Source organism: Xanthomonas sp. LF02-5 (genome assembly GCF_034105325.1).
Classification (GTDB): Bacteria; Pseudomonadota; Gammaproteobacteria; order Xanthomonadales; family Xanthomonadaceae; genus Xanthomonas_A; species Xanthomonas_A sontii.
Genome location: NZ_JAXGGF010000001.1, coordinates 819,647 through 840,514, shown reverse-complemented (window position 1 = coordinate 840,514; position 20,868 = coordinate 819,647). Strand labels below are relative to the sequence as shown.

General features: G+C 70.4%; 18 protein-coding genes. 4 read left to right on the top strand and 14 right to left on the bottom strand.

Features of this window, described 5'->3' with window-relative positions; all coding sequences use genetic code 11:
* Window positions 1-142 precede the first annotated feature (142 nt).
* Window positions 143-1,603 (top strand): MATE family efflux transporter, encoded by a 1,461-nt coding sequence (locus tag SLW52_RS03815; protein ID WP_148829238.1) that lies wholly within the window; start codon window positions 143-145, stop codon window positions 1,601-1,603.
* 300 nt (window positions 1,604-1,903) lie between these two features.
* Here the strand turns inward: SLW52_RS03815 and rplS are convergent, their stop codons facing one another.
* The 9 genes from rplS to ffh all read right to left on the bottom strand — a co-directional run bounded on the left by rplS (window position 1,904) and on the right by ffh (window position 10,195).
* Entirely contained in the window at window positions 1,904-2,320 is a 417-nt protein-coding gene (rplS, locus tag SLW52_RS03810; RefSeq protein ID WP_010342237.1) for a 50S ribosomal protein L19, read from the bottom strand.
* Window positions 2,321-2,451: 131 nt separating this feature from the next.
* The gene (gene trmD, locus SLW52_RS03805; protein ID WP_152180425.1) at window positions 2,452-3,234 is read right to left on the bottom strand and encodes a tRNA (guanosine(37)-N1)-methyltransferase TrmD; all 783 of its coding nucleotides are present in this window, start codon (window positions 3,232-3,234) and stop codon (window positions 2,452-2,454) included.
* 73 nt (window positions 3,235-3,307) lie between these two features.
* The gene (rimM, locus tag SLW52_RS03800; protein WP_017907937.1) at window positions 3,308-3,820 is read right to left on the bottom strand and encodes a ribosome maturation factor RimM; all 513 of its coding nucleotides are present in this window, start codon (window positions 3,818-3,820) and stop codon (window positions 3,308-3,310) included.
* Between the two features lie 43 nt (window positions 3,821-3,863).
* Window positions 3,864-4,124, bottom strand: coding sequence for a 30S ribosomal protein S16 (gene rpsP / locus SLW52_RS03795; RefSeq protein ID WP_010342240.1), 261 nt, complete (start codon window positions 4,122-4,124; stop codon window positions 3,864-3,866).
* Between the two features lie 174 nt (window positions 4,125-4,298).
* Window positions 4,299-5,099, bottom strand: coding sequence for an aminotransferase class IV (locus SLW52_RS03790; RefSeq protein WP_320739383.1), 801 nt, complete (start codon window positions 5,097-5,099; stop codon window positions 4,299-4,301).
* A complete protein-coding gene (locus SLW52_RS03785) occupies window positions 5,096-6,166 on the bottom strand; it encodes a nitronate monooxygenase (RefSeq protein ID WP_295937497.1) in 1,071 nt (356 codons plus the stop codon). The genes SLW52_RS03790 and SLW52_RS03785 overlap by 4 nt, the downstream gene beginning before the upstream one ends.
* A gap of 245 nt (window positions 6,167-6,411) precedes the next feature.
* Window positions 6,412-7,314, bottom strand: a complete 903-nt coding sequence (locus SLW52_RS03780; RefSeq protein WP_267124837.1) for a hypothetical protein — start codon at window positions 7,312-7,314, stop codon at window positions 6,412-6,414.
* Between the two features lie 204 nt (window positions 7,315-7,518).
* On the bottom strand, window positions 7,519-8,793 hold the full coding sequence (locus tag SLW52_RS03775) for a hypothetical protein (protein WP_320739385.1): 1,275 nt from the start codon (window positions 8,791-8,793) through the stop codon (window positions 7,519-7,521).
* Between the two features lie 22 nt (window positions 8,794-8,815).
* The gene (gene ffh / locus SLW52_RS03770; RefSeq protein WP_320739386.1) at window positions 8,816-10,195 is read right to left on the bottom strand and encodes a signal recognition particle protein; all 1,380 of its coding nucleotides are present in this window, start codon (window positions 10,193-10,195) and stop codon (window positions 8,816-8,818) included.
* A gap of 105 nt (window positions 10,196-10,300) precedes the next feature.
* On the opposite strand from ffh, the gene ccsA reads away from it, so the two are divergent.
* Window positions 10,301-11,095, top strand: a complete 795-nt coding sequence (gene ccsA / locus SLW52_RS03765; RefSeq protein WP_017913516.1) for a cytochrome c biogenesis protein CcsA — start codon at window positions 10,301-10,303, stop codon at window positions 11,093-11,095.
* 96 nt (window positions 11,096-11,191) lie between these two features.
* Here the strand turns inward: ccsA and SLW52_RS03760 are convergent, their stop codons facing one another.
* Window positions 11,192-12,256, bottom strand: a complete 1,065-nt coding sequence (locus tag SLW52_RS03760; protein ID WP_320739387.1) for an aldose epimerase family protein — start codon at window positions 12,254-12,256, stop codon at window positions 11,192-11,194.
* Between the two features lie 378 nt (window positions 12,257-12,634).
* Between SLW52_RS03760 and SLW52_RS03755 the strand changes: the two genes are divergently transcribed.
* Window positions 12,635-14,215, top strand: coding sequence for an alpha-L-arabinofuranosidase C-terminal domain-containing protein (locus SLW52_RS03755; RefSeq protein WP_320739388.1), 1,581 nt, complete (start codon window positions 12,635-12,637; stop codon window positions 14,213-14,215).
* A 140-nt stretch (window positions 14,216-14,355) separates the two neighbouring features.
* Here the strand turns inward: SLW52_RS03755 and SLW52_RS03750 are convergent, their stop codons facing one another.
* The 3 genes from SLW52_RS03750 to SLW52_RS03740 all read right to left on the bottom strand — a co-directional run bounded on the left by SLW52_RS03750 (window position 14,356) and on the right by SLW52_RS03740 (window position 18,607).
* A complete protein-coding gene (locus SLW52_RS03750; protein WP_320739389.1) occupies window positions 14,356-14,826 on the bottom strand; it encodes a hypothetical protein in 471 nt (156 codons plus the stop codon).
* A 131-nt stretch (window positions 14,827-14,957) separates the two neighbouring features.
* Window positions 14,958-17,021 carry an elongation factor G gene (fusA, locus tag SLW52_RS03745; RefSeq protein WP_320739390.1) on the bottom strand — a complete coding sequence of 688 codons (2,064 nt, stop codon included), beginning with the start codon at window positions 17,019-17,021 and terminating at the stop codon, window positions 14,958-14,960.
* Window positions 17,022-17,476: 455 nt separating this feature from the next.
* Window positions 17,477-18,607: a membrane dipeptidase gene (locus SLW52_RS03740; RefSeq protein WP_320739391.1), complete on the bottom strand. Its 1,131-nt coding sequence runs from the start codon at window positions 18,605-18,607 to the stop codon at window positions 17,477-17,479.
* A gap of 175 nt (window positions 18,608-18,782) precedes the next feature.
* On the opposite strand from SLW52_RS03740, the gene SLW52_RS03735 reads away from it, so the two are divergent.
* A complete protein-coding gene (locus tag SLW52_RS03735; RefSeq protein ID WP_267099068.1) occupies window positions 18,783-20,048 on the top strand; it encodes a cation:proton antiporter in 1,266 nt (421 codons plus the stop codon).
* 63 nt (window positions 20,049-20,111) lie between these two features.
* Here SLW52_RS03735 and SLW52_RS03730 read toward each other — a convergent pair whose 3' ends face one another.
* Entirely contained in the window at window positions 20,112-20,831 is a 720-nt protein-coding gene (locus tag SLW52_RS03730) for a hypothetical protein (protein WP_320739392.1), read from the bottom strand.
* Window positions 20,832-20,868: the final 37 nt, after the last annotated feature.

The window sequence follows — 20,868 nt, the reverse complement described above, 5'->3', positions numbered from 1 at the left end:
GCCCACGCCACCCGCCGTGAGGCGGCGCAGGCCCGTCCCCTGCCTGCCTTCGGCACGAACGCTGCAGACCCAGATCCGCCCATCGCCCCGCCGACATCCGTCGGTGCTAGTGTGGCCGGCTCACGCTCGCTCCCGACCCGCGATGACCAAGCCCGCTGCGCTCACCGAAGGCCCGATCGGCCGCCAGTTGCTGCTGTTCTCGCTGCCGATCCTGGCCGGCAACATCGCGCAGTCGCTCAACGGCTCGGTCAATGCCGTGTGGATCGGCCGCTATCTCGGCGAAGCGGCGCTCACCGCCGCGGCCAACGCCAACAGCATCATGTTCTTCCTGATCGGCTCGGTGTTCGGCATCGGCATGGCCGCCACCATCCTGATCGGCCAGGCGATGGGCCGCAGTGACGTGGCCCAGGCGCGGCGGGTGATGGGCACCAGCGCCACCTTCTTCATCGGCATCTCGGTATTGATCGCCGCCGGCGGCTGGTGGCTGGCGCGGCACCTGCTGGCGGCGATGGGCACGCCGGCGGCGTCGCTGCCGCTGGCCGAGGCCTATCTGCGGGTGATCTTCCTGGCGATGCCGCTGCTGTACACCTTCGCGTTCCTGTCGGCGGCGCTGCGCGGCACCGGCGATTCGCGCACGCCGTTCCGCTTCCTGCTGCTGTCGGTGGCGTTGGACATCGGCTTCAACCCGCTGCTGCTGTTCGGGCTGGGACCGTTCCCCAAGCTGGGCATCGCCGGTGCGGCCTGGGCCACGCTGATCGCGCAGGCGGTGTCGCTGACCGGGTTGCTGCTGTACCTGCGCCACAAGCGCCACGTGCTGTGGCTGGGCCGCCGCGACGCGCGGCTGTTCCGGCTCGACCTGCCGATCCTGCGCGCGCTCATCGTCAAGGGCGTGCCGATGGGCCTGCAGATGGTGCTGATCTCGCTGGCGATGATCGTGATGATCTCGCTGGTCAACGGCTATGGCACCGCCACCTCCGCGGCCTACGGCGCGGCGCTGCAGCTGTGGGCCTACCTGCAGATGCCGGCGATGGCGATCGGCGCGGCCTGCTCGTCGATGGCCGCGCAGAACGTCGGCGCGCAGCGCTGGGACCGGGTCGCGGCGACCGCGCGCAAGGGCGTGCTGTTCAACTTCCTGCTGACCGGCGCGCTGATCGCGCCGCTGATCCTGTTCGACCGCTGGACCCTGGCGCTGTTCCTGCCGCCGCACAGCGCGGCGCTGGAGATCGCGCGCCACCTCAACCACATCGCGGTGTGGTCGTTCCTGTTCTTCGGCGTCACCTTCGTCATCTCCGGCGTGGTCCGCGCCACCGGTGCGGTGGTCCCGCCGCTGCTGATCCTGGCGCTGTCGCTCTGGGGCGTCCGCGTGCCGTTCGCGCAGTTGCTGCAGCCGCAGCTGGGCGTGGATGCGGTGTGGTGGAGCTTCCCGACCAGCGCCACCTGCGCGATGCTGCTGTCGCTGGCGTATTACCGCTGGGGCAACTGGCGCACCGCGCGGATGCTGGCGCCGTCGCGGCCGGAGACCGTGGCGCATCCGGCGGAAGTGCCGGTGCAGCCGCCGGCACCGGTCGCCGACGTGGCGGTGGCGCAGGATCCGGCGCGCTAAGCGCTGCGCTCGCTTCACTATCCGCAGGCGCCATTGTCTGTGCGGGAGTCGACTGTCATGCAGCCGCAGCGAACGAAGCCCAAGCCGTCCGACACCGTCACTCGTCGGGACAGAAGTCCCTCCCACAAGGGCGCCAGCCCTGCCCTTGTAGGGAAGCGACTGACGCTATCCCTACAACGGCCAGACCCCACAACGCGGGCCTGATGGCGCCGCCTCCACGAGGTGCAACACACGCTGCCACAAACGCAAACGGCCGCCCGAAGGCGGCCGTTGCGGCAGCGACCGAGGGTCGCCGGAAGATTACTCGGCCTTGGCGGCGGCAGCAGCGGCCTGGCGCGCGACCTTGGCCTGCGCAGCGGCGGCCAGATCTTCCTTGATGCGGGCGGCCTTGCCTTCCAGGCCACGCAGGTAGTACAGCTTGCCGGCGCGGACCTTGCCGCGGCGCTTCACTTCGACCGAGTCGATGGTGGCGCTGTGGGTCTGGAACACGCGCTCGACGCCGTAGCCGTGCGAGATCTTGCGCACGGTGAACGAGGAGTTCAGGCCGGCGTTCTTGGTGCCGATCACCACGCCTTCGTAGGCCTGCACGCGCTCGCGGTTGCCTTCCTTCACCTTGACGTTGACGACGACGGTGTCGCCCTGGTTGAACTCCGGCAGCTTGCGCTGGATCTGGGCGGCTTCGAAGTCGGCCAGGATGGTCTTGTTGAGCTTGCTCATGGTGGGCACCGCTTGTGTCTGGTGAGGTGGTCCGGCAGTCGCCGCACGGCGATTGCGCGATATCGGATGGGCCAAGCACGGAACGCACTGGCCGGAAAGCCGGGCATTTTAACCCAGCCCGGCGGCAATGGCTAGGGCTTGGATGGATTTTCCTGTTCGGCGGCCTGCGCCGCCTCCCGCTCCTGGCGGAATTCCTGCAGCAGGCGCCGGTCGGCCGCGCTCAGCGCCGTCTCGTCCAGCAGTTCCGGACGCCGCAGCCAGGTCCGCCCCAGCGCCTGCATGCGCCGCCAGCGCGCGATCGCGGCGTGGTTGCCGGAACGCAGCACCGCCGGCACCTCACCCAGCGCGTGTTCGCGCGGATGGGTGTAGTGCGGGCAGTCGAGCAGGCCGTCCGGGCCCTCGAAACTGTCCTGGGCCGCGGATTCGGCGTCGTTCAGCGCCCCCTCCTGCAGCCGGGTGACCGCGTCCACCAGCACCGCCGCGGCCAGTTCGCCGCCGGACAGCACGTAGTCGCCGATCGAGATTTCCTCGTCCACCGCGGCGGCGACAAAACGCTCGTCCACGCCCTCGTAGCGCCCGCACAGCAGCAGCAGCCGCGGCAGCGCGGCCAGTTCGCGGGCCTTGGCCTGGGTCAGCGGCCGGCCTTGCGGGCTCAGGTAGATCAGCGGCGCCGGCTGCGGATCGGCCGCGCGCACCGCCTGCAGGCAGGCCTGCAGCGGCTCGATCATCATCACCATGCCCGGGCCGCCACCGAACGGCCGGTCGTCGACCTTGCGGTAGCCGCCGCTGGCGTAGTCGCGCGGGTTCCAGCCGTGCAGATCCAGCAACGCCCGCTCCTGCGCACGCCCGACCACGCCGAACCCGGCGCACTGGGCGACGAACTCGGGGAACAGGCTGATGACGTCGATGCGCATGAGGCTGGGAATGGGGAGCCGGGAATGGGGAATGGGAAAGGCAAACGCCAAATCGGCCGCATGGCCGCTTCGCTCAGAACTCGGGGTCCCAGTCGACCACGACCAGGTTGGCTTCGAAATCCACCGACTTGATGTAGTCCGGCTGCACGAACGGCACCAGCCGTTCGCGGTCGCCGCGCACCACCAGCACATCGTTGGCGCCGGTGGAGAACAGGTGCGACACCTGCCCCAGCGCCACGCCGTCGACGGTACGCACGTCCAGGCCTTCCAGGTCCACCCAGTAGTACTCGTCCGGGCGCGGCGGCGGCAGGCTGCTGCGCGCCACGTAGATCTCGGTGCCGCGCAGGGCCTCGACCGCGTCGCGGTCGGTGACCTCGGGCAGCGTGGCGATCAGGTACTTGCCGGACTCGCGGCCGCGCACGCCGCTGAGGCTGCTCTCGCTGCCGTCGGGCTTGCGCACGATCCAGGGCTGATAACGGAAAATGGCGAGGCGCGGCTCGGTCCAGGACTCGAGCTTGGCCTCGCCACGGATGCCGAACGCGCCGAGGACCCGACCGAGCAGGATGCGGCGCTGGCTGTCTTTCATTGGGGCAAACGCGAGGGCCGCGCGCTGGGCGCGGCCCGCGGAATCAGGCCGCGGCGGCCTGGTTCTTGGTGGCTTCCTTGTACAGGTTGCGCACCTTGTCGGTCAGCTGCGCGCCATTGGACACCCAATGGTCGACGCGGGCCAGGTCCAGCACCACGCGCGGCTCGGCGCCCTGGGCGACCGGGTTGTAGTAACCGACGCGTTCGATGTTGCGGCCGTCGCGCGCGCTGCGCACGTCGGTGACGATGATGTGGTAGAAGGGGCGCTTCTTGGCGCCGCCACGGGTAAGGCGGATCTTGACCATGGTGAGTTTCCGGTGTTGCCCAGTCGCCAGGATGGCGCGGTGAACCGACGATTATAGCGGCCGGCCCCGGCTCTGCCAAGTCTGGGCCGTGGCCTGCGGCCGCGGGATTGGGGATTCGAGATTGGGGATTCGCCAGGAGCGGCAGCCATGCCGCGATGGCCGTCCACGGAGTGCTCAGATCGCCTGCCAGGGCTGGGTGTGCAACGCCGCCTCCAGCATGGCCAATAGATCCGCGACCGGGCGCAGCGCGCGCCCGTCCACCGCCGCCACCGCCTGCTGGCCGCGGGCGTTGCAGGTGAAGGCGGCCACGTCCGGCCCGAGTTCGTGGAGCGACAGCGGCCGCACCTCCTGCGCCACGCCCAGCGCGGCGAGCCCGGCCTGCAGCAACCGTTCCTGGGTGCCGCGCAGCGCTGGTGCCTGCGGCCAGTGCAGACAGGCGCCGTCCCACAGTCCCAGGTTCCAGGCCGGCCCTTCGGCCACCTGCCCCTGCGCGTCGACGAACAGCGCGTCGTCGCTGCCGGCCTGCAGCGCAAGGCGGCGCTGGTGGAAGGCGCCGAAGGTGCCGACGTGCTTGATGTGGGGCGTCTCCCGGGCAAATACGCCACTGCGCAGCCGCAGCGGCGCCGCCTCGGCCTGTGCCGGTGGCGCCAGTGACACCAGCAGCTCCACAGCGCAATCGGCATCGGCCCGGCGCAACGTGAATGCCGGCGAGAACACGGTGACGCGGAGCGAGGCGTCGCCAGTGCCGAAGGCGGCCAGCGCCGCGCGTAGCTCGGCGCGCACGCGCTCATGCGGCAAGACACTCCCGAACAGCGCCGCGTTGGCCTGCTGCAAGCGCTGCAGATGCAGGTCGAACCCGCGCACGGCACCGTCGCGGACCTGCATGGTGCTGAAATGCCCGTAGTTCACCAGCGCGGCGGCGGCCAGCAGCTCGGCGCCGGCAGGCTGCCCGTGGTGGAAGACCTGCGATGTCACAGCAGGGCCTGCGCCTGCGACCACCAGCGTTCAACCAACGTCGCGGCGGGCTCGGCCGGCGCCATCCAGGCCGACTGCCCGGCCCAGGCCTGCATCGCCGCCAGGCGGCCGGCGCGCTGTGCGGCCTGGCGCATCGACGCAGTCAGACCACGCTGCACCGGGTACGGCCGCGGCGGCGGCGCCTCCGCGGCAGCGGCGGCGCGCACGTAGTCGGTGGCCAGCGCGCGGCCCAGGCGGCCGGAAAAGGCACGGGTCAACGTGGTCTGCTCGGGTTCGGCCTGGGCCAGCGCATCCGCCCAGGCCGGTGCCAGCGCCGCCTCCGGGGTGCGCAGCAGGGCGGTGCCGATCTGCACCGCGCTCGCGCCCAGGGTCAAAGCGGCGGCGATGCCACGGCCGTCGCCGATGCCACCGGCGGCGATCACCGGGATCTGCAACTGGTCGGCCAGCCGCGGCAGCAGCGCGAACAGCCCGGTCAACTGCCGCTCGGCGCTGCCGGCCTCGAAGGCACCGCGATGGCCGCCGGCCTCCGCCCCCTGCGCGACCACCGCATCGGCACCGGCGGCCTGCGCGGCCAGCGCCTCGTCCAAGGTGGTGGCGCAGGCGAACCAGTCGATCCCGGCCTGCTGCAGGCGCTGCACCTGGTCCGGCCGGAACAGGCCCATGATCGACGAGGCCACTGCCGGCCGCGCCGCGAGCAGGGCCTCGAACTGGGCATCGAAATCGGCGGGCGCCGCATCGCCGGCGGCGGCGTCGACCGGCGGACCCCAGGCCGCGAGAAAGGCGCGCACCTCGGCCTCGGCGGCAGCATCGCGCGCGGGCAACGGATCCGGCACCCACAGATTGACCTGCGCCGGCCCGCCGCCGGCGGCGCGGAACGCGTCCATCCACGCCACGATGTCCTGCGGCGCCGACAGCACCGCGCCCATCGCCCCCATGCCGCCGGCCGCGGCGACCGCGGCCGACAGCGGCACCGGGCAGGCACCGGCCATCGGGCTGAGCAGGATCGGCAGGCGCAGGCCGAAGCGCTCGCAGAACGTGGTGGCGCGAGCCTGAAGCGAAGACTGCATTGCCCTCTCACCGTGCGCGGAAGGCGTCAGTATGCGGGACACAGCCTGCCTTTGCCGCCGGAGGGCACCAGCACAAAGGCGACCTCCCTATCGCGATGGGCGGCGCGTCCAGCGCAAATACCGTGGGCGACTGTATACGCCATGGCATGTCTTGCTGGGATTGCGAACGTCTTTCCCCAACCCGGATGACGTCACCAGCGAAATGGAAGCGGCGGGTCCGTGCATCACGGACCCGCCAAGCGCAGTCAGGCGCCGAAGTGGATGCTGCCTCGTAAAGGTGCGGAATTCGCGTCGCAGAACTGCTCGAAGTCCGCATAGAACCGGACCACGTTGCCCTGCGCATCCTGCTCGATCTTGCGCACGTTCAAGGTGCCACGGGTCGCGTTGCACCCTCGCCCGTTGCCGTAGAAATCGAACCCGGCGTTGAGGCTGTCGGCGAACCGGCTGATGGAATAGCGCCCCGGTACCAAGGTCTTGCCGGCGGGTGCCGCAATGGTCGCAGTCCAATCGTCGCGCAGCCCCGAGGCGGCATACCGAAGCCGTGACGGCGTCCCGTCCAACGCAAACACGCTCGTATCGTTGTAATACGTCTTGTCCACACCACCGCCGACATAGTCGCCATCACCGCTGTTCAATTTCAGATACAGCGGCGCTGCGTTGTAGCTGACCACGCCCGCGAGCGCCGGCGCCTTGTTGGTCTCGCATTGCTGGACGAAGGATGCTTCCAGCTGATCCACGTTCCCGGCGGCATCGAACGCGACCTGCCGGATCGATACCTTTCCCCAGATCCTGTTGCAGCCCCGCCCGGTGCTTGAGACGTCGAGCCCGGGCGAGCGGCCTGTCTTGAACGCCGAGCGCTCTGCATTGGCATAAACGCCGGGAGCCAGCCCAGTCCCGACGGGCGGCCTGATCGTGATCGACCAGTACTCGCCCGCCGTACTGGTGATGGACAGCTCGACCCGATCCTTGGTGCCGCGCACGCCGAATGTCGCGTTCGCGTCGGTCAGAACGGCCTTCTTGCCCTGGCCGATGTAGTCGCCTGCGTTGCTGGAATACGAAAAGATCGAGGCTGCGTCACACGCGAACGCCAATCCGGCACCCGCCAGCACCGCCGCCAACCTGCACACTTGTCCATTGAGTCCTTGCATACATCCTCCGATGATTAGGGTTGCCCGGTCCGGAGCAAGCCATGTCCGTCCGCGGACGCGTCATCCTAGACATCGCCAGTGTCATGCGCTGCGACTGGCATCGCATCCGCTGACGCAGCGAAACGACAGGTCGCCGCACTGCGTACCAAGCCCTCCCTGCCGCCGCCTGCCATCTTCGGCATCAATGCTCTGCGACGGCGACGCTCACGGCAGCGGCACCGGCAAACATTGCCGGTCCCGATCGCCGACCCACACCTGCTGCAGGGAAAAAGCGCGCAACCGTGACGGGCACTGGACGAAGGCACCCCACAGCCGCAAATCGACGAACGTCTCGACAGCACGATCGCGCCACGCCGCCGGACCGGACAGCCGCAGCTCCAGGCAATACAGCCCATCGACCGGACACACCACCTCCACGCACGCCGGCATCGCCGCGGACGGACGCAAGGCCATCAGCTGCGGCCCGTGCAACAGCGCGAACAGCCCCAGTTCGCCGTCGGTCGGACGGCTGCCGCCGGGCACCGGCAGTGGCTGACCGAACAGGCCGGATGTCCACACCGCCTCCAGCACCAGGACGTCGCCCTGGCTCAGCTGCAGAAAGTGACGATGCACGACCACGTTATCCGTGGGATCCGCCACCGCGGTGTCCGGCGCTCCATGCACGTCCCAGACCCGCTCGGCGCCGGCGAACAGCAACGCGGCCGCGGCCGGCACGCGCGCCACGCAACGCGGCGGCAACTGCGCCAGCGGCCATGCGTCACGCGCTGATGCCTCGGCAACGGCGAGGCTGCCATCGGGGCGCTGCGCATACGCCAGCGGCATGCCGCGCAGCGGCTGCACCGGCAGCGCCAGCCGCTCCGGTTCCGGCACGCGCCGCCACAGCGCCACCGTGCCGGGCACCTGCAGCTCGGCCTGGCCGATACCGATCGAGTACACGCCGGTGCGCACGATCGGCACGACGCACTCGGCATCGGCCGCCACGTCCAGCCACTGCACCTGGGTCGCGCCCGGTGCCAGCAGGTCGCAGCGCCACTGCGCGGGGCCGTCGGCGGCGGGATGGAAGGCGAGCACCAGCGCATCGCCGGCGGACAGCACCAGCTCGGAGGCGGTGCAGATGCCCTGGCGCGGGAAGCGCTCCTCCGGGAACGGGACGATGTCCTCGAGATGGCGGCGCCATTGGCGCGGACCGGACGGCCGCGCACGCATCGCCGCAGGTGGGATGACGGGCTGCGCTGGCGGCGGCAGCCGCGCCGGAGCGGGCGTGACGCCGGCCTCGCCAATGGCGGGGCCCAGGGAAGCCGCCGCGGTACTGCCGGCCGTGCGTCGCGCCATCGCGCGATCGATCGCTGCGGCGGCCAGCACCACCAGCACCCAGTACACCAGGGTCGCCGGCAGCACCGCCCAGCCGGAGGCCGAGTGCAGCGCCAGGGCCAGCGCCAGGGCCAGGCGCAGCACGCGCGTGCCGACGGACACGCTCACCGCACGCGCCGTGGCCGCGGGCTCAGCGGAACGGCAGGCCGCCGCGGCCGCCCATGCCGCCGAGCATGCCCTTCATGCCGCGCATCAGGCCCTTCATGCCGCCGCCGGCCATCTTGCTCATCATCTTTTCCATCTGCTGATACTGCTTCATCAGCTTGTTGACGTCGGCCGGCTGGGTGCCGGAGCCGCGGGCGATGCGCGCGCGGCGCGAGCCGTTGAGCAGGCCCGGGTTGCGCCGCTCCTTCTTGGTCATCGAGCCGATGATGGCGATCATCCGCGGCACGTCCTTGTTGCCGGCGACCTGCTGCTTCAGATGGTCGGGGATCTGGCCCATGCCCGGCAGCTTGTCCATCAGCCCGGACAGGCCGCCCATGTTCTGCATCTGCTCAAGCTGGTCGCGCATGTCGTTGAGGTCGAACTTCTTGCCCTTGGCGACCTTCTCGGCCAGCTTCTGCGCCTTGTCCTTGTCGACCTGGTGCTCGACCTGCTCGACCAGCGACAGCACGTCGCCCATGTCGAGGATGCGGCTGGCCAGGCGGTCGGGATGGAACACGTCCAGGCCGTCCGGCTTCTCGCCGACGCCGATGAACTTGATCGGCTTGCCGGTGATGTAGCGCACGCTCAGCGCCGCGCCGCCGCGGGCGTCGCCATCGGTCTTGGTCAGCACCACGCCGGTCAGCGGCAGCGCCTCGCTGAACGCCTTGGCGGTGTTGGCCGCGTCCTGGCCGGTCATCGCGTCGACCACGAACAGGGTCTCGACCGGGGTGATCGCCGCGTGCAGCGCCTTGATCTCCTCCATCATCGCCGCGTCGATGGCCAGGCGGCCGGCGGTATCCACCAGCAGCACGTCGACGAAGGACTTGCGCGCGTCGGCGATGGCGGCGCGGACGATGTCCACGGGCTTCTGCGAGGCCTCGGACGGGAAGAACAGCACCCCGACCTGCTCGGCCAGGGTCTTGAGCTGCTCGATCGCGGCCGGGCGGTACACATCGACCGACACCACCATCACCTTCTTCTTGCGCTTTTCCTTCAGGTGCTTGGCCAGCTTGCCGACCGTGGTGGTCTTGCCCGCGCCCTGCAGGCCGGCCATCAGCACGATCGCCGGCGCCGGCACGTTGAGGTTGAGGTCGCTGGCGGCCGAGCCCATCACCGCGGTCAGCTCGTCGCGCACGACCTTTATCAGCGCCTGGCCCGGGGTCAGGCTCTTGAGCACTTCCTGGCCGACCGCGCGCACCTTGATGCGCTCGATCAGCGCCTGCACCACCGGCAGGGCGACGTCGGCCTCGAGCAGCGCGATGCGCACTTCGCGGGTGGCTTCGCGGATGTTCTCCTCGGTCAGGCGACCGCGGCCGCGCAGGCGCTGCATGGTGCCGGAGAGGCGTTGGGTGAGGGATTCGAACATGCGGGCGGGTCGCGGACGGGAAACGGCCGTCGATTATAGCCGGGCGCGCCGGCGATCCCCGGCGGCGCCGTCACGGCGGCTGGTCCGATATGCGAAACTGGCGCGATGCTCATCACCGTCCTCGCCACCCTGCTGTACCTGGCCGCCACCGGCCTGCTGATCGCCGCGGTGGTGCGCGACCGGGTGGACCGCAGCCGGGCCTGGCTGTGGCCGGCACTGCCGGCGGTGGCGCTGCACGCGGGCTATCACGTGCAGGTGGCCCTGCACACCGCCGGCGGCCCGGACATGCATTTCTTCGCCGCGCTGTCGCTGGTCAGCCTGGGCATGGCGCTGATGACCGCCCTGGTCGGCGCCAGCGGGCGCATGGCCGCGCTGGGCGTGGTGGTGTTCCCGCTGTCGGCGGCGCTGCTGCTGGCCTACCACGGCTACGGCCACGAGCCCGCGCCGGTGCTGGACTGGCGGCTGCAACTGCACGCCTGGCTGGCGCTGCTGGCCTACGCCACGCTGGGCATCGCCGCCCTGCTGGCGGTGATGCTGTGGCTGCAGGAGCGCGCGCTGCGACGCCGCGACTTCCATCCCTGGCTGCGCGCGTTGCCGCCGCTGACCGCGCTGGAAACGCTGCTGTTCCGCACCATCGTGGTCGGCTTCATCCTGCTGACCCTGACCCTGCTGACCGGGGTGCTGTTCGTGCAGGATTTCCTGGCGCAGCGGCTGGTGCACAAGACCGTGCTCAGCGTGCTGTCGTGGATCGTGTTCGGCGCGCTGCTGTTCGGCCGCTGGCGCTACGGCTGGCGCGGGGTCAAGGCGGTGCACTGGACCCTGGCGGCAATGGTGCTCCTGCTGCTGTCGTTCTTCGGCAGCAAGTTCGTGATCGAACTGGTGCTGGGGCACGCGCAGTAGCGGCCGCGTCTTTCCGTAGAAGCGGCTTCAGCCGCGACGGGTGACACCGGGAAAGGCCCGGTCGCGGCTTCAGACACGCCTGCGACGTCCCACGCCTCAAGCGCCGCCCCGCTCCGCCAGCGCCGCCTCCACCGTCGCCCAGTCCGCGCCTTGGCCGACCTCGGCGACGTAATAGGCAATCTGGTGCCGGTAGACCTGGCCGGGACGCAGGATGCAGTCGGGAAAGCCGGGCTGGTTCGGCGCGTCCGGATAGCCCTGCGGCTCCAGGCAGATGCCGCGGCCCAGCGCCGGATGCTGCCGGTCCAGGCCCTGGCCTTCATAGAGTTGCACGGCCGGCATCGGGCTGACGATGCGCATGGCCACGCCGCTGTGCGGCGAATACAGCATGGCGGTGCAGTCGTGGCCGTCGGCCAGCACCAGGCAGTGGTCGTAGCCGGCGCTGAGCGACAGTTGCGGATCGGCGGCGATGTCCTTGTCGGCAATGGCGCGCGCCTGGCGGAAATCGAACGGCGTGCCGGCCACCGTGGCGACCTCGCCGCGCGGCAGCAGCGCCGCATCGCGCACCGGCAGGTAACGGTCGGCCGGCACCCGCAGCCACTGTGCCGCGGCGGGCACCGCGGCATCGCCGGCCAGGTTGAAATAGGGATGATGGGTGAGATTGAGCGGGGTCGGCGCATCGGTCTGCGCGACGAACTCGACGCTCAGGCAACGGTCTTCGACGCGGTAGGTCGCCTCCACCGACAGGTTGCCCGGATAGCCCTCCTCGCCGGCCGGCGAGTCGTAGCGCAACTGCAGCATGCGCTCGGTCTGCGCCGACACCGTCCACACCCGGCGGCCGAAGCCCAGCGCGCCGCCGTGCAGATGGTTGGCGCCCTCGTTGGCGGTGACCGCGTAGTGCCGGCCATCGACGGTGAAGGCCGACCCGGCGATGCGGTTGCCGAAGCGCCCGACCAGCACGCCCAGGTAGGCAGGGTCCTGCAGGTAGTCCTGCAGCGTCGGCAGCCCCAGCACCAGCTCGGTCTCGCCATGCGCGCCGTGCAGGCGCAGGCTGCGCAGCAGGCCGCCATAGGTCAGCAGTTCGGCGCGCAGGCCGTCGCCGCTGTCCAAGACCATGCGCTGGATGGCGGTACCGTCGGGAAGATGACCGAAGAGCGAGGACATGCAGGAGCCTTGGAAGTCGGTGCGCATGCGCGGGGTCCGCAGCATAACCAGCGAGGGCGCGACACGGCCATCGCCGCGCGAGCGCCGACAGCGCGCTGTGCGATACCGCGCACGTTCTGGCAACACACCGCGTGCGGCGCCGTGCCGCGCATTGCAATTCCGATATGGCGGCCTCGCATTTGGGCATTGGTTCGCCCTCCACGTGTCTTCTATGCTCGGGAGCGGGGCACACCGGGGACAGGCGCGGAAGCGATCGTGCCGGGGGGGTGCGCGCCCCGAATGCGGCAGCGCCTGGGCTTCATGGCCAAGGCCGCGCGCCGGCCGTCACTCCCACGCGACGCTGGCGACGGCGCCGCCCTACCCGACAAGGAGCTCCCTATGCGTTCGCCCCGTTTCCTGCAGCAGCGTGCGGCACACTGGCGACGGTTGCCGCTGATCGCCGCGACGCTCGGCCTGGCACTGGCGGCCCAGGCCGCCGATGTCGAGGTGCGCGGCACCCTGCATGCCGACCGCCCTGGCGCCGCGGTGTCGCGCCACCTGTTCGGGCAGTTCGCCGAACACCTGGGCAACGGCATCTACGGCGGCGTCTGGGTCGGCCCGGACTCGAAGATCCCCAACACCCGCGGCTACCGCAACGACGTGGTCGCCGCGCTGAAGGCGCTGGATGTCCCCGACATCCGCTGGCCCGGCGGCTGCTTCGCCGACGAATACCACTGGCGCGACGGCATCGGTCCGCGCAGCCAGCGCCCGACCAGCGTCAATACCCACTGGGGCGGCGTGGAGGAACCCAACAGCTTCGGTACCCACGAGTTCATGGACCTCACCGAACTGCTCGGCACGCAGGCGTACGTGGCCGGCAACGTCGGCGACGCGGCGCCGGACGAGATGGCGCAGTGGGTGGAGTACATGACCGCGCCCACGCGCTCGACCCTGGCCGAACAGCGCCGCCGCAACGGCCGCCAGGCGCCGTGGAAGGTGCCGTTCTTCGGCGTCGGCAACGAGTTGTGGGGCTGCGGCGGCAACATGCGCGCCGAGTACGCCGCCGACGTGTTCCGCCGCTACCAGACTTTCGTCAAGGCGCCGGCCGACCAGAAGATCCTCAAGATCGCGCCCGGCCCGAACGAAGACGACTACCACTGGACCGAGGTGATGATGCGCGAGGCCGGCAAGTTCATGGACGGCCTGAGCCTGCACTACTACACCGTGCCCGGCGGCTGGCCGCCGCGCGCCTCCTCCACCAGCTTCGACGAGGCGGCGTGGATCGAAACGCTGTCGCGCACGCTGCGGATGGACGAGCTGATCAGCAAGCACGGCGCGATCATGGACAAGTACGACCCGGACAGGAAGGTCGCGCTGGTGGTCGACGAATGGGGCACCTGGTACAAGGGCCTGCCCGACGTGAACCCGGGTTTCCTGCACCAGCAGAACACCTTGCGCGATGCGCTGGTGGCGTCGCTCAACCTGGACATCTTCGTCCAGCATGCCGACCGCGTGCGCATGGCCAACATCGCGCAGATGGTCAACGTGTTGCAGGCGATGGTCCTCACCGACGGCGACAGGATGCTGCTGACGCCGACCTACCACGTCTTCATGCTGTACAAGCCGTACCAGGACGCGACCGCGCTGCCGCTGCAGATCAGCACGCCCGACTACCGGCATGCCGGCTATACGGTGCCGGCGGTGCACGGCTCGGCGGTGCGGGCCAAGGACGGGCACGTGTACGTGGCGCTGACCAATCTGGACCCGAACCGCAGCGCCGACGTTACGGTGCAGGTCGACGGCGTGCAGGCGCGCGGCGTCGACGGGCAGATCCTGACCGCACCGACCATCGACGCGCTCAACACCTTCGCGCAGCCGCAGGCGGTACGCCCGGCCGCCTTCGCCGGCGCGCGCGTGCAAGGCGACACGTTGCAGGTGGCGCTGCCGGCCAAGGCGATCGTGATGCTGAAGCTGCAGTAGCCCCAGGCCCTTGCCGCGCTCCTAGCCCCTCTCCCCCCCGGGAGAGGGGTTGGGGTGAGGGTCGGCCCGCGCAGCGCAGCCACTCCTCGCCAATTCCACAAAGGGATCTGAATTCCTATGCGACGTGCCGCGCTGCGCGACTAATCCTGCGCGTCGGCCAGCAGCGCGAACAGCGATTGTCCATCCGGCGCGATCAGGTCGCTGACCGCCCAGCAGCCGTTGCCACGACGCTGCAGTTCGATCTTGACCGAGCCGGCGCCGCCGAGCGTGCGCCGATAATCCATCCGCACCTCCACCACCGTGGCCTGCGCACCACCGGAGACCAGAGTGAATCTCGGCGCGCCCTGCAGTTGCCCGTCCTGGGCATCGGTCCATGGGGCGAAGTCCAGCCGGCACCTGCCATCGCGCCTGGCGCAGCGCCGGTCGGCCTGGAGCGCCTGGGCGAAGGGCGGCGTCAGCAGCCTCTCCAGGTTCTGCGGCTGCCAATCGACATCGCGCGCCCGGAACAGACCCTCGGCCACCTGCAACGGCGTCTGGCATCCCGGCGGCTGCGCCGCGGCGAGTACCGGCGACAGGGCGAACAAGGTCAGCAGGGCAAGACGGCGATGCATGGGCGGCTCCGGCGATCGGGGCCGGCTATGAAGCCTGGATCGCGGCGTCGACGCAAGCGCGGACAAAAAAAAAGAGGAGCCGGCGAACCGGCTCCTCGTCCTCCTGCCGCATCGCCAGCAGGCGATCCGGCTCACGCGGCCTTGACCGGCGCATAGCCATCGAAGGTCATGCTCGCCGATGCGCGTCCCTGGGTCAGCGAACGCAACGCCGTGGCATAGGCCTGCAGTTGCGCCAGCGGCGCCTGCGCGACCACCTCGGCACGGGAGCCACGCTCTTCGATCGCCACGACGCGTCCCTCGCGCCGCTGCAGATCGCCGAGCACGTCGCCGACGCTGTGCGCAGGCGCATCGATCGCCACCGCCATCACCGGCTCCAGCAGCAGCGTGCCGGCCTGCGCCAGCGCCGCCTTCACCGCGTCCGAAGCCGCGCGCTGGAACGCCAGGTCCGACGAATCCACCGCATGCGCCTGGCCGTCGACCAGCACCACCTCCACGCCGACCACCGGATGACCGAGCGGGCCTTGCGCCAGCGCCGCACGCGCCCCCTTCTCGGTGGCGGCGACGAAGGCCTTCGGCACCACCCCGCCGCGGCTGCGGTCGACGAAGGTGACCGCACCGTCCGCGCGCGGCAGCACATCCAGCACCACCTGCGCGAACTGGCCCTGGCCGCCGTTCTGCTTGGACAGCCGTGCCGCCACGCCCAGCGCGGCCGCGCGCGGCGTTTCCTGGTAGGCCACGCGCGGCGCACCGGTGCGCACGTCCACGTGCCACTCGCTGCGCAAGCGCTCGACCATCACCTCCAGGTGCAGCTCGCCCATGCCCCAGATCACCGCTTCGCCGGTCTCCGGATCGCTGTCGACGCGGAAGGACGGATCCTCCTGCGCCAACCGCGCCAGGCCCTGCCCCAGCCGCACCAAGTCGGTCGCGTTGGCCGCGCCGAGCCGCCACGCCAGCACCGGCGGTTGCGTGCGGATGCGTTCCAGCACCCACCGCGCCTGCACGCCGCTGAGCGTCTCGCCGCTGACCGCGTCCTTCCAGCCGAGCACGGCGACGATCTCGCCGGCCTGCGCCTGCGCCACGTCGTGGGTGCGCTGCGCCTGCACCACCGCCAGCCGCCCGACCCGGCGCGGACGCCGCGCATGCGACGTCCACACCGTGTCGCCGACGCGCAAGGTGCCCGAATACACGCGCACGAAGGCCAGCGGCCCCTGCGCGGTATGCGCGAACTTGAACACCAGCGCCGCCAGCGGACCGGACGGATCCGGCGCCAGCAAGGTCTCGTGCCCGTCTTCGGCACCGGCATCGGTGTCCGCATCGGCGCGGGCGACGACCGACGGGCGGTCCAGCGGCGACGGCAGCCAGTCGACGATCGCGTCCAGCAACGGCTCGATACCCTTGCGCTTGAACGCCGAGCCGGCCAGCACCGGCACGCCGGCGCCGGCCAGGGTGGCCCGGCGCAAGGCGGCGCGCAGCAGCTCGGCGTCGATCGCGCGTTCCTCGAGATAGGCCTGCGCCAGCGCCTCGTCGTGCTCGGCCACCGCGGCGATCAACTGCTCGCGTGCGTCCGCGAACGCGGCCGCCTCCTCGGTGTTCCAGGCGCGCGTGTGCAGTTGCCCCGCGTCGTCCCAGCTCAGCAGGCGGCCGTCGACCAGGTCGCTCCAGCCGTCGAAGCCGGAGTCGCCCGGCACCGGCACGCCGACCGGCCAGACCGTCGCGTCGAGCTTGCCGCGCAACTGCGCCAGCACGCCGTCGAACGAGGCACCGGCACGGTCCATCTTGTTGACGAACGCGAGCATCGGCACGCCGTGGCGGCGTGCTTGCCGCCACACGGTTTCGGATTGCGGCTGCACGCCATCGACTGCGGAGAACACCGCGACCGCGCCGTCGAGCACGCGCAGCGAGCGTTCCACCTCGATCGCGAAATCGATATGTCCGGGGGTGTCGATCAGGGTCAGGCGATGCACCGGCTGCCCGGCCGGCGCCCACTGCACCTGCACCGCGGCCGCACCGATGCTGATGCCGCGCGCACGTTCGATGTCCGAGAAATCGGTGGTGGCGGCACCGTCGTGGACTTCGCCCAGACGATGGATCGCACCGGCGGCCCACAACAGGCGTTCGGTGAGGGTGGTCTTGCCGGCGTCGATGTGGGCGATGATGCCGAGATTGCGCCAGCGGGAAAGGGTGTTCGTGTTCATGAGAAAGACTCCGCATTGCCAACACGGGGGACGCCGCATGCCCCGGTTGGCGAGGCGGGCATGCGGCTAGGTTTCGGGTTCGGCGGCGTAGTGCATGGCACGTTCTCCTTGGCGTGTCGGAACGGTGGAACAGCGAAAAACAGGCAATAAAAAAGCACCCATCGGGTGCTTGTCTGCGGCGGATCGGCGATGGCCGGCGTTAGCGCACGGCGTCGACCACTCCTTCAGGCAGGCGCACCCGGCCTGCGCTGACGCGCAGGGCGTTGGGCAATATCAGCAGCGGTGCGTGGGCCATGGCGGCGTGGACGTTCGGGTGGAAATGTGGCCGCAAGTCTGAACCTGTGCGAGGGCCCGGTCAATGCGGGCGGCGCGGTGCCGCTGGAACGGTGAACGACGCCGCGTGCAACGCACCACCTACCGGGGCGTCACGCAGGTCCTTTGCGCACAGCACAGCGTCACACACTCCAGATCTCGCCGAACACCCGTTCGAAATTCGCTCCCAGCACCTTTTCGGCGACCCGGGCACTGTAGCCCTGGCGCAGCAGCGCGTCGGCGACGCCTTCGAGCTTGCGCGGGGTGTTGGCGTCGGGCAGATAGGGCAGACGGTTCTCGCCCGGGGCGCCTATGCCGTCGCGACGGCGCTGCACCAGGTCTTCCTCGAAGGCGCGCCGGTCCTGCTCGGTGATCGGGAAGAACAGCGAGTCGGTGCCGATGCCGACATGGTCCTCGCCGCACACGTCCAGTGCGTGCAGCAGGTGGCGCATGTAGTCGGCCAGCTGCGGCTGGCGGCTGTCCTCGGTCAGGAACGGCAGCATGTACACGCCCATCACCCCGCCCTTGTCGGCCAGCGCGCGCAGTTCGGCGTCCTGCTTGTTGCGCGGATGCACGAACACCGCGGCGCAGCCGGCATGGGTGATGACCGGCGGGCGCTGCGACAGGGCGATGCCGTCGCGGGTGGTCTGCAGGTTGCAATGGCTGAGATCCAGTGCCACCCCGAGTCGGTTCATGCGCGCGATGGCGTCGCGGCCGAGCGCGGTGACGCCGCCCGTGTCGCCGTCCAGGCAGCCCACGCCGAACGGCGTGGTGCGGTTGTAGGTCAGTTGCATGACCCGCACCCCGAGCTGGCGGAACAGGTCGATGCGCGCGGGCTTGTCCTCCAGCATCGCTGCCGATTCGAAGGAGAAGATCAGCGCGACGCGCCCCTCGCGCTTGGCGCGGCGCAGGTCGGCCGGCTGCAGCACCTTGAGGAAATGCTGCGGATAGCGCTCGACCAGCGCCTGCGCGGCGGCGATGTCCTGCACGGCGGTCTCGAAGTCGCCGGCCGCACCGCCCAGCGTGGTCTTCAGCGCCGACACGCCGGAGTCGCGCAATTGCTGCAACAGCTGCGGTGCATCCGGGCCATCGAATACCTGCCCGATCGAGGCCAGGGCGTTGGCGTCGAGCACCAACGCACGCCGGTACAGCGCGTCGGCATCGTCCGCACGGGCAGCGGCGGCGCCCGCGATGGCGGCCCCGGGCAGCACGCCGGCCACTGCGCCCGCGGCAGCGGCGCCCAGGCATTGCCGCCGCGTCCATCCCTTGCTCATCGCTTCGCTCCCCGGTGCGTCCTGCGGTGTCGGCCCGCATGCGTGTACGGCCTGCGCCATGCGCGCGCCAGGCACCATACCGCAACGCGCCCCGCCCCACCATGTGCGGCGCGGCCGCATGGATTTCATCGCCACGGCCTCCTATCATCCGCCGACACTTCCAGGACGGCCGCCCATGACCACCCCGCAGATGTCGGTGTATTTCTTCCTGCAGGCGGCGGTGATCCTGCTGGTGTGCCGGCTGGTCGGCCTGCTGGCCAGGCGCCTGGGCCAGCCGCAGGTGGTCGGCGAGATGATCGCCGGCGTGGCGCTGGGGCCGTCGCTGTTCGGCGCGCTGTTGCCGGACCTGCAGCAGGCGCTGTTCCCCAAGCCGACCCTGGACATGCTGTACGTGGCCGCGCAGTTCGGCGTGGGCCTGTACATGTTCCTGGTCGGCACCGATTTCCGTGGCGACCACTTCCGCACGCGCTACCGCAGCGCGATGGGCGTGTCGCTGGCCGGCATCGCCGTGCCGTTCGTGCTCGCGTTCGTGCTGGCGCCGTGGCTATTGCACGTGCCGGGGCTGTTCTCGGCCAAGGCCAAGCTGCTGGAGGCGTCGCTGTTCCTGGGCGCGGCCATCGCCATCACCGCGTTCCCGATGCTGGCGCGGATCATCCACGAGCGCGGTCTCACCGGCAGCCCGCTGGGCACGCTGGCGCTGACCGCCGGCGCGGTCGACGACGCCGCGGCCTGGTGCATCCTCGCGCTGGTGCTGGCCAGCTTCGGCGGCAGCTGGGGCAGCGCCTATCTGGCGATCGGCGGCGGCGTGGGCTACGCGCTGTTCATGCTGTTGGTCGGCCGCCACTGGCTGCGCCGCCTGGCCGACCACGTGCGCCCCGAGCAGCCGCTGAGCGCCGGGGTGCTGGCGGTGGTGCTGATGCTGTTCTGCCTCAGCGCCTGGGCGATGGACGCGATCGGCATCCACGCGGTGTTCGGCGGTTTCCTGCTCGGCGCCTGCCTACCCAAGGGCGCTCTGACCGAAAAACTGCGCGAGCAATTGCAGCCGTTCGTGGTGGTGTTCCTGCTGCCGATGTTCTTCACCTTCTCCGGGCTCAAGACCGAGCTGAGCGTGCTGCTGGACCCGCAGATCCTGCTGGCCGCCGGCGCGGTGCTGCTGGCCTCGTTCCTGGGCAAGGGCATCGCCTGCTGGGCGGCGGCACGGATCAGCGGCGAGACCAACCGCAATGCGATGGCGATCGGCGCACTGATGAACGCGCGCGGCCTGATGGAGCTGATCATCATCAACATCGGCCTGCAGGCCGGGGTGATCGAACAGGGCCTGTTCTCGATCCTGGTGCTGATGGCCATCACCTCCACGCTGATGGCCACCCCGCTGTTCAACTGGGTGATGCGCCGCGCGGGCGGCGACGCGCTGCCGGCGGTGGCGGGCGGGAGACCCTGAGGCGCGCACGCGTTCGGCGGCGCGTCGCCGACACCGCACACGGATGCAGGAAGCAACGCGGCGTCAGAGCGGCGTCAGCCGCCACAGCCCATAGGGATTGGCGAACAGGTCGCCAGGCCGGAACTGGGTACTCGGCTCGGCCTGGAGCCGATAGCGCGGCGCGTCCGCCGCGACCGAGAAAGTGTGGCCGGCGCGCACGTCGGGCGCTTCGTTGAACAGGTAGCAGGTGAAGGTGTGCAGCAGGGCGACCGGGTCGGATGCCGCCTGCGCCGCGACGATCGCGTCCTTCATGCCGAACTGGTGCATGCCGCAGGAATGCACCTGCTCGCCGGTGATGTTCAGCACATAGGCGCGATGGGCGCTGCCTAGCGACAGGTCCGCGCACAGTTGCCGCCAGTCGGCGGGGCTGTGGGCGACGCCGCTGCTTTCCACCTTCACCCCCAGGCCGCCGGCGTCCAGCAACGCCGCGGCCGCGCGCATCATCGCCTCCGCGCGCACCCGCGAGCCGCCGGCACCGATCAGGTAGACGACCGAGGCGTGCGTCCCGATACGGGCCATGTCCGCGGAGCCGCGCCAGTGCGGCCCGGCGGCGGCGAACGCGTCGGCCATGCGCGCGTCGTGCGGTTCGTACTGCAGTTCGCAGGCCTGGCCGCTGTCCATGTGCATCAGCACCAGCCCGGCGAACAGGTAGCCACCGCTGTCCTGGACGATGCGCGCGAGCAGTTCGGACCGATCCAGCCATGGGCCGGGAATGCACAGCACGATCTTGGGAGGTTCGATCACGGGTGGCGGCTCCTTGCCGTCAGGTGGGAGCGAGCGG